At 43.3% G+C, this 15,350-nt stretch carries 9 protein-coding genes; 3 read left to right on the forward strand and 6 right to left on the reverse strand.

The window, feature by feature from the left end:
- Window positions 1-30 precede the first annotated feature (30 nt).
- Both SYNPCCP_RS09750 and smpB read left to right on the forward strand, forming a co-directional pair.
- Complete coding sequence (locus SYNPCCP_RS09750) at window positions 31-354, forward strand: DUF760 domain-containing protein (RefSeq protein ID WP_010873069.1); 324 nt, start codon at window positions 31-33, stop codon at window positions 352-354.
- A gap of 128 nt (window positions 355-482) precedes the next feature.
- The gene (smpB, locus tag SYNPCCP_RS09755; protein ID WP_010873070.1) at window positions 483-947 is read left to right on the forward strand and encodes an SsrA-binding protein SmpB; all 465 of its coding nucleotides are present in this window, start codon (window positions 483-485) and stop codon (window positions 945-947) included.
- 66 nt (window positions 948-1,013) lie between these two features.
- Here the strand turns inward: smpB and SYNPCCP_RS09760 are convergent, their stop codons facing one another.
- The 5 genes from SYNPCCP_RS09760 to SYNPCCP_RS09780 form a co-directional block, all read right to left on the reverse strand.
- Window positions 1,014-2,840: a hypothetical protein gene (locus tag SYNPCCP_RS09760; protein WP_010873071.1), complete on the reverse strand. Its 1,827-nt coding sequence runs from the start codon at window positions 2,838-2,840 to the stop codon at window positions 1,014-1,016.
- Between the two features lie 13 nt (window positions 2,841-2,853).
- Window positions 2,854-4,014, reverse strand: coding sequence for an FkbM family methyltransferase (locus SYNPCCP_RS09765; RefSeq protein ID WP_010873072.1), 1,161 nt, complete (start codon window positions 4,012-4,014; stop codon window positions 2,854-2,856).
- Window positions 4,015-4,016: 2 nt separating this feature from the next.
- Window positions 4,017-7,007: a glycosyltransferase gene (locus tag SYNPCCP_RS09770; protein WP_010873073.1), complete on the reverse strand. Its 2,991-nt coding sequence runs from the start codon at window positions 7,005-7,007 to the stop codon at window positions 4,017-4,019.
- Complete coding sequence (locus tag SYNPCCP_RS09775; protein ID WP_010873074.1) at window positions 7,004-10,510, reverse strand: glycosyltransferase; 3,507 nt, start codon at window positions 10,508-10,510, stop codon at window positions 7,004-7,006. Before SYNPCCP_RS09775 ends, SYNPCCP_RS09770 begins: the two co-directional genes overlap by 4 nt.
- A gap of 125 nt (window positions 10,511-10,635) precedes the next feature.
- Window positions 10,636-12,156 carry a class I SAM-dependent methyltransferase gene (locus tag SYNPCCP_RS09780; protein WP_010873075.1) on the reverse strand — a complete coding sequence of 507 codons (1,521 nt, stop codon included), beginning with the start codon at window positions 12,154-12,156 and terminating at the stop codon, window positions 10,636-10,638.
- A 283-nt stretch (window positions 12,157-12,439) separates the two neighbouring features.
- Here SYNPCCP_RS09780 and clpB point away from each other — a divergent pair, with 283 nt between their 5' ends.
- Window positions 12,440-15,058, forward strand: a complete 2,619-nt coding sequence (gene clpB / locus SYNPCCP_RS09785) for an ATP-dependent chaperone ClpB (RefSeq protein WP_010873076.1) — start codon at window positions 12,440-12,442, stop codon at window positions 15,056-15,058.
- Here clpB and SYNPCCP_RS09790 read toward each other — a convergent pair.
- On the reverse strand, window positions 15,044-15,343 hold the full coding sequence (locus SYNPCCP_RS09790) for a hypothetical protein (protein WP_010873077.1): 300 nt from the start codon (window positions 15,341-15,343) through the stop codon (window positions 15,044-15,046). The two genes, clpB and SYNPCCP_RS09790, sit on opposite strands and share 15 nt — an antisense overlap.
- Window positions 15,344-15,350 lie beyond the last annotated feature (7 nt).

Consider the following 15,350-nt stretch of genomic DNA (forward strand, 5'->3'; position numbering starts at 1 on the left):
AAAAGGTCAGTCCGGAGTTAGGGAGTAATAATGGAATTTAACTTTGACTTTCATACGTCTGAACAGGAAGAACAACGGGTCAACACACTGCTCCAATATCTGCAAAAACAACACCCCGAAACCTTAGCCTGGATTGCCCAATCCGCCAGCCCCGAGATTAAAGAGATTATTCACCAGAATGTCCAAGGCCTAGTGGGAATGTTACCCATGGATGACTTCGATGTGCAAATCACTACTGACCGGGAGGATTTCGCTAATCTGTTGGCTTCGGCCATGATGACAGGCTATTTCCTTAGCCGTATGGAACAACGGAAGAATCTGGAGTCATCCTTTTCAGGCTCGGATTGTTTATAGGGAATCACAGCATAGGCTGCTGGGGGTCATTGGTGACAGCGAGTTCCTGGTATTTTCGGTAGGCCATGCTTTTGGATCTACAAGAGCAACATCTAACAGACATATTACGGATACATTACTGACGGTTCATGGCTAAGGAAAAAGAAAGGATAAAAGTTGTCAGCGATAATCGCCAGGCTCGTTTTCTGTACGAAATCTTAGAGACCTATGAGGCGGGCATCGAGCTGCAGGGTACTGAGGTCAAGTCAATTCGAGCAGGGAAGGTTAATTTACGGGATGGTTTTGCTCTGCTGCGGGACGGGGAAGTCTGGTTGATGAACGTGCATATTTCGCCCTATGACAAAAGTAGTTTATTTTTTAACCATGATCCCCGTCGTACCCGGCGTTTGCTAATGCATAACTGGGAAATTCGGAAATTAATTGGTCAAGTTGAGCAAAAAGGCCTAACTTTAGTGCCGTTGAAAATGTATTTCAAGGGTAGTTGGGTAAAAGTTGCTCTGGGCCTTGGTAAAGGGAAAAAACTCCACGATAAACGGGAGACTTTAAAGCGTCGTCAGGATGACCGAGATATGGCTCGGGCCATGAAACGCTAATTTCGACTACTTTCCAAGAAGTTGCGGCAGAGGTTAGTCCGATGTTAGGCGATCGCCAATGGCCTCTTAGCGCAGAATTTTTAATCCTTCACATTTATCCTTCATCCTTTCATCCTCGAGATTAAATTCGGCTCGAACTGAATAATTCCGTCCGGGATGAAAATAGGAATTGTAAAAGAAACTAAAGGGTGCTTTTTCCACAATGCAAACCCGATCACCATCTTTAATTTGACTAAAAATTTCCTTTTTCACCATCCAATCTGCGGTTTCTAACTGTTGGGTCAGGGGTTGAAAAGCCGGATAGGTAAAGAATTTGTTAGTTTTGTGGATAAAGATAATCATAAACACAAAGGCAACTAAGCCAAAATATTGGGGCTTCAGAATAGTTTTTGGGCTGGGACTATGCTCAGCGAAACGGGTAACTAAATAGGCGTTGAGACTGACAAACACAATCATCCAATACATGTAGTAGCGCAATTCGTAAGATTGAGGCATCCACATAGTCACCACCGACATAATTAGCATCAAAGCCAGGGCCACTTTGGTGGATTTTTGCCAATTTTTCCAGCAAAGAAAGACAAAAAGCACAGCGTTAAAAATTACATAGCCGCCAAAGTAACCCCCCATGCCAAAACGTTCTTCGTTCCACGAAATAAAATCCATGGCCAAGGTCCAGCGCCAGGGTCGGCGATCGTCAAAAGCATTAATTTCTAATAAAGATTGTCCCCATCGGACTGGGGGGGGGAGCCGGCGAATCTTTTCGTGCATGAAGTTGGGAGATTCTTCGGTGTGATTAAGCACCTGGCCAACAATGGTAATTTTGACAGGATAGGCAGGGTTTTGGTAAAGAACAATATTCTTGATGGGGTTGTAGAAAATGATCAGACTAGCAAGGGTACCCAATGCAAATACTTGGGCTAATTTGAGCATATTGGCCTGGCGAGTTTTATCTGTTTGCCAGTAGTTAATAACAAAAAGTGGCAATGAACAAAGTATTAACAAAAAAACTACAGGAATTAGTTGCAATTTAATGTTGGCCGCCACAAATGCGGATAAGAATAAAATTGAAATGGTTTTTAAATTAAGTTTAACCTTATGTATGTAGAGTAAATATAAAGTTAAAATGCAAATGCTAACCCCAACATTACCTGGCAAATCAATGTAACTTCTTGCCGCATGCATGTGAATCATGGGCACGGCCAGCAGGGAAAGGCTAGCTAGGTAGAAGGGAATTTTTGGAACTTTTACGAGATAAACAATTAAAATTATTAGGCTAAAGTAAGAAACTAAATTAGTCGCTTCAATGCGGTTAAAAACCACCCAGAACAATCCCTGCAGCCAGTTTGCCAAGAGGGGAAAACCAAGAAATCGATTTTCTGTAAAATATTCAAAAGTATATTGTTCTGGGGGAATAATGCCCCAAATTCTGGCGGCGAAGGGTATGTGATACATAAAAGCATCACCACCATAGTTATAGTCAAAAAAAGCAATACCAAAAATAGAAATTAAGGTTAGAACTGCCGCGCCACTAAGAATGTAGCCAATAATATTTAACACCCCTATTTTTTTGATCTTTTCCGCAACAGCAAATTTCTTCAGAGGGTGATTAATATCCAGTGTTTCGAGTATTGACCAGCTCGTAGCTATTATTCCGACGAGGAACAAAACAATTCTCCCCAAACGTAGATCGTCCCCCTGAAAAACATTCCAATAACCAGCAATACCCAGCATCGCAGCTAGGGAAATGGAAATATTCCCCCAAATAAAAAGCACATTATTTTCAAATTTGCCTAAGAAAGTATAGCGTTGGACAATGGTCACTCCCTTGTAAACCAAAAGACTAAAAGTTAACAGGAGAAACCCGATCGCCAAACCAAGAAGGGGAACTAACATTGGGGATTAAACACTAGAAGTAAAGGGCGGCAGGAAGATGGTCAAAGTTGGCGATTTTGGTGATTTTGGCACTATTGATGGTTAGGGTTGGATCTTGGGTGCCATGTTGGAATTCAAAATAAAGTTGAATTTCACTAGTTTCGGGCAAATTAATCACCCAATCCCGATAGCTAGAGGCTAATAGTTGACTAAAGGCATGGTAGCGAAATATCACTTTGTCATTAACTTTAACACCGCACATTAAATCATTTTGGGTGCCTTCTGCGGTGAAATCCCAATCAATTAAATAGCGACCTTTGGGCAAAATTAACTTACTTTTGAGGCGAGCAGAACCATCCTTACCCCGCTCGAAATGATCGGCATCTAACAGGCTATGGCTCTCAAACTGAAATGGGACTTGGTAGGGAGTTTCCCCTAGGCGATCGCCATGGATATAGAGATTATTGCGAATGTCTGCCCCCACAGGATAATCGTCAGCAGTTTTAACTTCCCGATAGGTATTAACGTCGATGGCAACGTAGCCCAAATTGCGCAGAAAATCCAAACATCGAGTATCATCCCGCTGGGTTTCTAAAACTAAATGGGGTTTGGCAGAAACTAACGTTTTTTCCAGACCTTTAATGGCATCAAATTCTGCTCCTTCAATGTCCATTTTTAGTAAATTTGGCACCAGCTTGGTGTGTTCCACAAAGTCATCTAGAGCAATGGTTTTGACTTCATAGCTGGAGCCTTCTCCATTTTCACTGTAAATACTGTCATTGAGATGGCTGCCCAGGTAAATTTTTACAGTTTCATGGGAAGTGGAGTAAACCGCATGGTGAAAAAGCTGGACATTATTACAGCCACTCAATACTAAATTGCGTTGGGTTTTATCAATAATGCGGGGGCTAGCTTCAAAGGCACAAACAATACCCTTTGGCCCTACCATTCTCGACATTACTGTGGTTAAACCCGCAAAGTTTGCCCCCACATCAAAGACAACATCTCCCGGCTTACAGAGATCTCGTAATACTATTTGCACTGGCGGTTCCCAAAGGTTTTCCTGGTACCAAGGGGCAATGCCAAAAAATTGTACGGAGGACAGTTTTTCCTCCACTGCTAGCTTTTTATCAATTTCTGGAGCAAGGACTTTTGCTAATTTGAATTTGAGTTTATCTTTGATTCTGTTAAACATAATTATTTTTTAGAAGCGGTAATATCCGTAAACCAAAGGAAAGAATGTTGTTCGTGGCGATTATCGTTAAAAATTGAGTAATGGGGAGAAAAAAGTCTATCTTCAGGCCAAGACTGTTGGTGTTCCTGCTCCCATTGTTTAGTTAGTTTGCGAGCCGTTAGCATGGAGTTAAGGGGAGAAAATTTAGATAATTTGGGTAACCAATCCAGAGAGCGATAGGTTCCTAGCAATGCTTCAATGCCCGGAGCGTATTTCAAAGCTTCAGCATTGGGGTCAACTTTTTCTAGATAAGTGACCAAATTGTGGGCATGGTCAAAATCTGTACTAGTATGCTTACAGTAAGATTTGCGATAGCCCAGGCAATGGTAGAGTAAATTTTCCACTTCTCGTGGCGATCGCCGTTGGAAAGCATATTTAACACCGGCCAGGGTGCGATGTAAATACCAAGCCCGCATATCCTCAATTTCCGTGGCAGGACTTTGGGTGGTGCGCTCATCGGGATAATTCCAGAACAGACCCAGCATTTTATCCACCACTTTACTTTTAATGAAGGGCATGACCCGGTTTTTAAATTCCGTATCCCCTGCCCCCCGGAAGCTTTGGTCATAGTAACCAAAACGTTCGTGAATTGATTTGCGATATAGCGCCCCTACCCAGGATAAGTAGCAGGTTTCTAGATAAACTAAATCCTGTTCATAGCCAGTGCGGTCGTAGGGCATAATGTCGCTGACCCAACCCCCCTGCATATCCACATTGGTGACCAAACTATGGCCAATGGCCCAATCCAATTCTGGATCCTGATCCAATTCCCCCGCCAAAATTTCTAAACAGTCGGGCAAAATGGTTTCATCTACCCCCAAAAAGGCTAAATATGGGGATTTTGCCAACTTAATCCCCCGGTTCCAGGCACTTTGGATGGTTTCCCGTTGCGGCGATCGGGCATATAGGAGAGGATAACCCAGGGTGGGAGCTAAATCTTTGAAAACTTCATACTCATTTCCCGGCGAACCGCTATCCACCAATACCACTTCCGCTTCTCCCCGTTTAATTAGGGTTTGGTGTTGTAGGGTCTTTAAGAATAGGGGTAATTTTGCCGCTGCATTGTAGAGGGAAACAATAATGGAAGCTCGGTATGGCCCATCCCCCCGGCGATCGTCCCAAATCTCATACTCATCCCCCGCCGGATTGGCCAAATTATCCAAACGAGCCTGTTCGATTAAGCTAAGGCAACGCTCCTCCCGTTCTGAAGGTTGACCATAAAGGGCAGACACCGCCGCCATTTCCTTGGGAAAGCCATATTCCGTCAGGGTCCGCAACACAAAGGGTAAATCGCCAAATTGATCTGAACCCAATGCTCGCAGGGCCCGGACCTTATAGGTGGCAGAAACCAAAGTATTGCCCCGTAATTCTTCAATACGTGCTAGCTCCCGCCAGAGTCGCACCCGGTCGATGCGGTAATTGGTAGCTAATTTACCCCGCACTCCTTGGAATTCTGACTCGTAGCCGGAGCCTAAACGCCATCCCATTTGGATTTTTTCCGCCAAATCTTTAGCGGTTTGTTCCGTGGCATTGAAGGCTTCTTTATATTTTTTAAGTAAATTAGGAGCCTTAACTAACTGGGCATTGCGGTCATCTGCTAAGGGCTGTAAAATTTTACCTTTTAATTGTCCAGCGGTGCTTTTTAAATTATTTTTAATTTGCTTGAGAGTTGGTTTTAATTGGGCTTTCAGCGGTTGTAAGAAAGAAACATTTTCCTGGGTACTTACCCAATAGCCCATTAATTGACCATACCAACTTTGTAACTCATCTCTGATTTCCTCCTCGTACTGGCCAGTTTGTTGATAGATATCAGCCAAAATGGGACTATCAGCAATGGCTGTTGAGTTTTTAACGCTATCCACCAATCGGCGACGGTAATTATTGTAGTCGCTTAGAATATTTTCAATGGCTGGTAAGCAACTGTAGATATTATCCAGATCAATTTCTACGAAAGGAACATCGGGAAAGTCTTCTTTGAGTAAACGACATACCCCAGCTCCACCGCCAACTACAGTGGGACAACCGGAAAACAAGGATTCCAAAGCTACTAAGTTAAGTGTATCGTAGCGTGAGGGTACGAAGGTGACTGTTTTGCGGGCGAATAAGCCCATCAATTCCTGTTGCGGTTTGGGGGGTAAAAATTTAACCGGACTCTGGCGATCGCCAAGCATACTCCGGAGATAGGTTTCCGAAGAAATGGTGCCGGTATCGTTAAAACTATGGGGGCCAATGATATTAGCTTCATGATAAAGATTTCTGTTTAACCACCAAGCGATATCAATAAAAATATCTGGGCCTTTCCGTTTCTCTGTGCGACCAACAAAGTTTAAATCAGGGCGATCGCCACTGGCAATTGCTTCTAGGGGCTGGGGTAATTCAAAAAAGTGTAGAGGATGGTAATAATGGGCAGAAAATCGACTTAGGGATTGCCATTCGTCAATGTAGCTTTTGCTAATACCGTAACGCAGATCTACGGTGGCGTATTGCTTCCATTCTTCTAGTTCTAGGGGTATATTTTCCTTCCCTTGATTGAACCAATCTAACTTTAAAGTGGTGGAAATTTTGCCGTGGAGAGAAAGGGCAATCTTAGCAAATTTCACCCGATGGTAATCCAGGGCTGGACGCAAAAAAATCGCCCATTGTTCATAGTCAGGGGAATCGATCAAATCAAATTCCATGCCGGCCACTGACGTGGCAATATTACTGGCCCTGATGAAGGAACGATAAACCCATTTAGGGGGATTAACGTCAAAAAAATTGTTTAAATCGGCGAGGAAATATTTTTCCTGAAAGGGGACTCCGTGGGCATTATCAGGGCGTTCAGTTACACGAGCTTCTTTGTCAATCAGGTAATAAAAGTCAATATCGGGGTTTTTCCGAATTAAACTGCGGTAAAAAGTTTGCCCGCCACCTACTTTGGCAAATAGGTCAAAATCTGTGATTAATACCTTCATGAAAGCAAATCTAGGTAGGTTTGATAAAGCTGACGATAGTCGTAGTTTTGGGCAAAGTTGCGGGCAGAATTACCCAACTGCTCATATTGGTGGGGGTGCTGGATAATATCTTCAATTACCCCAACATAAGTGGCTAAATTATTGTTGATTAAACAATCTACCCCCGACTCCACCGGATAGCCCCGAAAGGCGATCGCCGTGCCGAGGATTACCTTACCACAGGCCATTGCCTCCAGGGTTTTGACAGACATACCAGTGCCCGCTTCGAGGGGAATTAGCACCAGGGCCGAGCGTTGATAAAGGGCTTGGAGGACGGAATCGGAGACTTTCCCCAGGGCCAAAAAGTTTCGTTTCTGAGTTGGTGGACAACAACTGCCCACGGCGATCGCCTGCCAATGGCCACTACCAACTTGGGCCAGGGCTTGAATTTGCTCCACTGCTTTGACATTGGGAGGATGTTGACTACCCACAAATAAACAGAAAGGTTTTCGCCAATCAATGGTGGAGTCAAAGGATTGTAACTCCGCCAGGGCTGTTTCTGGAGCAAGTAAATCTACGGTGGCTTGGGTGTCTAAACCAATGGGAACACAATGGCTGGTAATGTTATGACTTTGAAAAAATGCTTGGTCATCGGGGGAAAGGGTCACTACTTCATCGGCTTCCCGCAAGGCTTGCAATTCTTCTGCCAGGGCAATCTGGGCTAACCATGTGTGCGGTGGCAATTGTTTAGCCAACACGTCATGGGCTGTGAGAATTAATTTGACTCCCCGACGGCGACAAATGGGCCCGGCGATCGCCGCCCAAAAGGGATATTCCAGCAACACCGCATCTGCCCCATCAATCACTCGCTCTAACGTTTCTTGAAATTTCTGGTCAAAACGACTGCCATAGTAAATCCAAGGCAGCCAATTTTCCCCTAACTCCTGGTGGGACAATGGGAAAAAATTAATGTTGTCAGCTAGGGAAATGTCCAGCATTTTCTGCCAACTTAAAAACGCTTCTTGATAAATCTTCTGTATTAGCTCACCCTGGGCAAAGGTTGATCTGAAATAACGATAATGAATTTGTCCCTGCCAATTACTCTGGCGATCGCCAATGGTAAACACCGTCACATCTAGGCCTTGACTGGCAAGAAAATCTGCCACTTTTCCAGACCGCTGACTGGCTCCACTACGCCGCTCTTCCATATCCCCCCAGGGATAAAGCATGACAACCTTCTTGACAACATTTTTGTTGTTAGTTGCAGATAAAAGTTTCTCTCCAAGAATATCGGTAAAGGCTTGGTTTAAATGTTCATAATCAAGACCTTGACCATTAGTTTTCAGTGAATAAATTCGTGTTTGAGGTTGTAATTCCTGCAACTTAAAAGCCAAAGGTTCAGTAGTGGTGAGTAAAACTCCAAATAATTTCAGCTGATCAAGTTCCCACTGAAAATCTTGATAAACAATTTCTTTTCTTTGGCGGAGGGCATCATCATAGGTATGAAATCTATCCACCTCCAGTATGGTTCTAGTTAAATCTAAGCCTAATTTTCTTAAGTAATGTTGGCAGAAGAACGAATCTGCGTAAATTAAATCGATGTTACTACCCAATTTATTTTGTAATTCTTGCGAAATAAGCAAACCTGCCGACTGTACCCAATCCGTAATTAGCGTTGATCTATGCTCGTAATAATCCCGTAGATATTTTTTCTGTTGTTCCGGAGATAAACTGGTAGAATTTTTAGCAAAATCAATGTAAAAATCATCATCTACATAATAATCTTGTAAAATCCAATATTGTTTTAAGCCAAGCTGGTGTAGATCATCGCTAAGATAGTCCCATTCCGGTAAGTTAGCCTGGCCTAAGCGGCGATAAAAAATGCCATAAACTCCATAGCCACAACGACAAAAATATCTGATTTTATTAAGGTTATCCCTATCGCTTAATTTATCTAGAGCCATTATCACCAATATTGAAGCCCTAGCTGAAACTTCGGGCTGAATTTCCACCGTTTTTACAAGGGATATTGCCAGTGGCTTAAGCAGACATTCTAAAAAGTAATCCGGGGATTGAATAAATTGCCAATGGTAACTAAAATGCTCAGCTTTTTCCGTCAGACTAGCTAGATTTTCTAACACATACCGAACTGACCTGGGTAAATCTTGGGGATTTTGATAAATGCCAGCTCTAGTTTCATCAACCTGCTCCGCCAACCAACTACCCTGGGGTACCACCACTGGTTTACCCGCCGCCAGAGCTTCGGTTAATACCCCTGAAGTACGTTGATAATTTATTGGGTTATAGGGCAATACCACCACATCCGCTGAAGCTAATAAGTGATAGTAGGCATCGGGTTCCAGAGCATGATCAATTAACTCCACTGCACTACAAGGATACTGACAAAGTTTAAGCTTAGCTTCTAGAATTACTTCTTCTCCTCCGACAACATTATAGTTAGATTGAATGGTAAATTTTGCCAAACCAGGCTTGAGATAATCAGTCCATAAATCTGCTACTAAAACCGGTAAATGCTGATAACCTTTCTCCGATCTGGCATCACCTAAATAAATTATATGAACAAAATTTTTATTACTATCACCCTTATGAAAATTTTCTAATTTTAGTTTTTCTTGGCGAAAAGGAATCGGTACCTGGGTGAAAATTGCGGGACTCAGTTGATTATGTTTTCTCACCAAATCTTTAGTATCTGTGTAAAAGCGAATTTTGCCAGGCCAGAGTTCAGTTTGGCAAAACTTTTCCAAACATTTTTTTAATCCTATGCCCGTAGCATTGACTACTAATGGGTCTTCAGTATCACGCCTAAATAATAGATGATAGGTAGGCAAATCATCCTGGTTTTGATTATTTAAAAAATAAAATAGTTCTTCTAATTGCTCAATGCCGAAGGTATGAATAAGAATGTGATCCGCCGCAGTCAGCTCTAGCGCCGGCAAAATTTCCTCTAGGGTTTGGGTAAAACTTTTGGTTTCTACAACAGAATTTCCTTCGGATTGATTAAATTTATCAACAGTTTTATTAATAATTTTTATGGAAATTTTTCCCACTAGACGGGTAACACCCCAAAGAATTTTTAATAAGCCCCAAGTTGTGTTAGCTAAGGGTATGGACCGCAAAGATCTAAGATCGGCTTTAAACCACCCTTTCAACCGTTGGGTGCTACCTTTTACTTTTTCCAAAAGTATTCTTAGTTCTGGATGATTTTGTTGCCACAGATAAAGTTGATGACGCCACCTTTCTTGCCAAGGTTGGGTTAGATTTAATAAATCGGGGGCAATAGATTCTATATTTTCGCCATTGGTTGGCTGGTTGAACCAATCTACTTGAAAAGCTGGAATAATTTTTATATCTCCAGCCGCTAAAGACTCCTTCAGAATTTGATTGGCAATGATAATCGGTTGATAGCCTTGTCTCTGGGCTGCTTCTGCCACAGCAACACTACACTCATAGTGATGTCCTTGCAAGTTGCACAGGGAATGGTCAATAACAACAAATTTTTTCATTACCAGAGCAAAATAAAGACGAAAATTCTCCAGCCCAATGATGACGGAGAAGTCAATTAAAAGACATAGTTATGGGAAGTTGGCTAGTGCTTGGGGACCATGTTCAGTTGATAAAATAAACACAACTAGCTAATTCCTAACTTAGTCAATAGCGGCAGGCGATCGCCATTAAAATTCTCTGCTACGTTTTTGAGATGTTCTAAATTTTCAGCTTCTGTTTCTAAGGTTTTTCCTTCCTTAATAATTTTCTTGCCTTGACTGGAAAGTACTTGCCAGACAAATTGAGGGCCGTCTTGTTTGCGCTCTTTCGCTAATAGCAGTAGCTGTTCCAGACGATTGACAGCAATACCTGTGCCAACTAGGGGAGAGGCTAAAAATGCCATTTCATCGCTATAGAGAGATTTTGTTTTGACGGCACTGTTAAAAGCATCGGTGGATTTTTGTCTTTGTTTCCGCACCGTTTCATTTACCGCCGGATGGGTATAACCAATGCCAGTCATGATGATTAGGGCTTGGTAAAGACTGTTCAAAGTGATGCCTTTGGTTTTGCTGTCTTTTTGTAATTCCCCTAGGGTTAAAGGCCCATTTTCCAAGGCCTCACAAATGGGACGATAAACTTTTTCCTGGAGTTCCACTTCTCCCAAGGGAAACTGTTGTTTAAGCTTGATTGATTTGATCGGTACCACTAAGGCAAACCGTAGATTCCCCAACGCTTGTAAATGCTCCTGGGGCAAGAGGGCAAGTTTTCCCCGGACAAAAATATCTCGCCGGAACTGGGTATTTAAAAAGAAATCTCGCACTACTTCCCGAAAAGTTGGATCTGTTACTTGAGATAGCTGGGTTTGGGCGGCACTGGACAAGTTAACAGCATCCACATAGTCGATTAAATGGGCTGATCCCATAAAATTGAGCTTGGCTTCTTCTAATTCTTTGGCCACTTCATCAAAATAAAAAGCATTCCACTCTTCGTTAAAATATTCATGAGCTAGATAGTAACGATTTTGTTCTTTCAGCTTTTCTAAACGGGGTTTTAAAATTGGATTTTGAGTGAAATAATTTGCTTTGGACTCCAGCATTTGTTCCGTGAAATCCAATGCCTTTTCAATACGGCTTAGAATTGGCTCGGAGGAGTTACGTCCATAGCGGAGCATCAAAGCTTGCATCGGTCTTGCCGCTGCCCAACCCGGTAGAGTGTTATAGGAGATATAAACCATACCTCCCACTTTGATTTTCTGCCGAATAAAGTTCACGATCGCTTGACGATTTCTGGGGGTAATCCAACTGTAAATACCATGGAGAACAATGAAATCAAACTGCGGTAAATCTTGATTGATAAATTCTTCAAAACTATCGTCAAAAAAATGGACATTTTTGGTGCCCGCTGTTTCGGCTAGGGTCCGGGCTTCAACTATGTGACTAGGATTAAAATCGTTGGCGTAAAACTGAGCCTGGGGGTAGCAACTTGCCAATAAATTGGTGGAATATCCTCGGCCGCAAGCCAGTTCGCAGTAATTAAAATTTTTCTCTAGATTGGGGGATTTTAATGACTTCAGAGTGTTGGCTAGGGCTAGTTTAAGGGGACTTAATTCCCCATAAAAACCATAGGTATAGTTAACTTCTAGGACGTAGCCCTCATTCCAAGTCATGGCGTCTGATTCTGCGTAGGGGTCAAGATTAGCCCTTAGCTTACAAGAAAGGGGCTTTGGGGCCTAGTTGAATGGCACAAATTTTCCTTCCCTGACTGTTTTTGCGCCATTGTCTAGCTCAAAGTCAGCCTCCGGCATCCTCTAGAAAGACTTCCATCCCCTGGTTGAGCAAGGGTAAACCCCACCACTGCATTGGGAAAACCCTCCTTCCTAGCTCCGGATTCCACCCCCTAAAATTGATTTGGTAGTCCTTACACACCCAATAGCCAATATAGAAAATTTTATGCAACCCACAGATCCTAATAAATTTACGGAGAAAGCTTGGGAGGCGATCGCCAAAACACCGGAGATTGCTAAACAGCATCGACAACAGCAAATTGAGACGGAACACCTACTCAGTGCCCTACTAGAACAAAATGGTCTGGCCACCAGCATCTTTAATAAGGCTGGGGCGAGCATTCCCCGAGTTAACGATCAAGTTAATAGCTTTATTGCCCAACAGCCAAAATTAAGTAATCCGAGTGAATCGATTTATTTAGGCCGCAGTCTCGATAAATTGTTGGACAATGCGGAAATAGCCAAGTCTAAATATGGAGACGACTATATTTCCATCGAGCACTTGATGGCGGCTTACGGCCAAGATGACCGCCTGGGCAAAAACTTATATCGAGAAATTGGCCTAACAGAAAATAAGTTGGCAGAAATTATCAAGCAAATTAGAGGAACCCAAAAAGTGACCGATCAAAATCCAGAGGGCAAATACGAATCCCTTGAAAAATATGGGCGAGATTTAACGGAATTAGCCCGGGAAGGTAAACTAGATCCTGTCATTGGCCGGGATGAAGAAGTGCGGCGCACCATTCAGATCCTTTCCCGCCGCACAAAAAATAACCCTGTGTTAATTGGGGAACCGGGGGTTGGTAAAACGGCGATCGCCGAAGGTTTAGCCCAAAGAATTATTAACCATGACGTACCGGAATCATTGCGGGATCGCAAACTAATTTCCCTCGATATGGGGGCGTTAATTGCCGGGGCAAAATACCGGGGGGAATTTGAAGAAAGACTTAAAGCGGTACTTAAAGAAGTTACCGACAGCCAGGGGCAAATTATTCTCTTTATTGACGAAATTCATACCGTTGTCGGCGCTGGGGCCACCCAAGGAGCCATGGATGCGGGCAACTTATTGAAACCCATGTTAGCCCGGGGTGCTTTGCGTTGTATCGGGGCCACCACTTTAGATGAATATCGCAAATATATCGAAAAAGATGCGGCTTTGGAACGACGTTTCCAGGAAGTTTTAGTGGATGAACCCAATGTATTAGATACCATTTCCATTCTCCGGGGATTAAAAGAACGCTATGAAGTACACCACGGCGTAAAAATTGCCGATAGTGCCCTGGTAGCGGCGGCCATGTTGTCCAATCGTTACATCAGTGATCGTTTTCTGCCGGATAAAGCTATTGATTTAGTAGACGAAGCAGCGGCCAAATTAAAAATGGAAATCACCTCCAAACCAGAGGAATTAGATGAAGTTGACCGGAAAATTCTCCAACTAGAAATGGAGCGTTTATCTTTACAACGGGAAAATGATTCTGCTTCCAAGGAGCGGCTAGAAAAATTGGAGAAAGAGTTGGCTGATTTTAAAGAAGAACAGTCTAAACTTAATGGCCAATGGCAGTCGGAAAAAACGGTTATTGATCAAATTCGTACTGTTAAGGAAACCATCGACCAGGTGAACCTAGAAATTCAACAGGCCCAACGGGATTACGACTACAATAAAGCAGCGGAGTTACAGTATGGCAAATTAACTGATTTACAGCGGCAAGTGGAAGCTTTGGAAACCCAATTGGCGGAGCAACAAACCTCTGGCAAATCCCTCTTACGGGAAGAAGTTTTAGAGTCTGACATTGCTGAAATTATCTCGAAATGGACCGGCATTCCCATCAGTAAATTGGTGGAATCGGAAAAAGAAAAACTGCTCCACTTGGAAGATGAACTACACAGCCGAGTGATTGGTCAGGATGAAGCGGTAACCGCCGTAGCCGAAGCCATTCAACGCTCCCGAGCTGGTCTTTCCGATCCTAATCGTCCCACCGCTAGCTTTATTTTTCTGGGCCCCACAGGGGTCGGGAAAACTGAGTTAGCGAAGGCTTTGGCGAAAAATTTATTCGACACGGAAGAAGCCCTGGTGCGGATTGATATGTCTGAATATATGGAAAAACACGCTGTTTCCCGTTTAATGGGGGCCCCTCCGGGCTATGTGGGCTATGAAGAAGGGGGACAATTGACGGAAGCAATTCGCCGCCGGCCCTATTCGGTCATTCTTTTTGACGAGATTGAAAAAGCCCATGGGGATGTGTTTAACGTCATGCTCCAAATCCTGGATGATGGCCGTTTAACCGATGCCCAAGGCCATGTGGTGGACTTCAAAAATACGATTATCATTATGACCAGTAACCTGGGCTCCCAATACATTTTGGATGTGGCGGGGGATGATAGTCGTTATGAAGAAATGCGGAGCCGAGTTATGGATGTAATGCGGGAAAACTTCCGCCCAGAATTTCTCAATCGGGTGGATGAAACGATTATTTTCCATGGCTTACAAAAATCCGAGTTACGATCCATTGTCCAAATTCAAATTCAGTCTTTGGCTACCCGTTTGGAGGAACAAAAATTAACTTTGAAGTTAACGGATAAAGCCCTAGATTTTCTGGCTGCCGTGGGCTATGACCCCGTTTATGGGGCCCGACCTTTAAAACGAGCCGTCCAAAAATACCTAGAAACGGCGATCGCCAAGGGAATTTTACGGGGGGATTACAAACCTGGTGAGACCATTGTGGTGGATGAAACCGACGAACGCCTCAGTTTTACCAGTTTAAGGGGGGATTTAGTCATCGTTTAGGGACTTCTGTTCCGTCAACTCTGACGGATTAATAACTCCATCAATGCTAACCCTAGGGGATTCCAACTCCGCCGTCATGGTTGCCCCTGGGGTTTGGTGATGGGGTAATAACTCCTGACCCCGGTTAATCAAAGCCGCCATGCCCTTGTCATAATTGCTGGCGATCGCCAAAAAAGCACCGGCCATAACGTAAATAGGCAGGGGCAAAATTACCCCCCATAGCCATTGGAAAAGTTGCACTCCGGCAAATAAAACCACCACCACCACCAGTAAAAATGGCATCATTATCCTC

The sequence above is a fragment of the Synechocystis sp. PCC 6803 substr. PCC-P genome, assembly GCF_000284455.1.
Classification (GTDB): Bacteria; Cyanobacteriota; Cyanobacteriia; order Cyanobacteriales; family Microcystaceae; genus Synechocystis.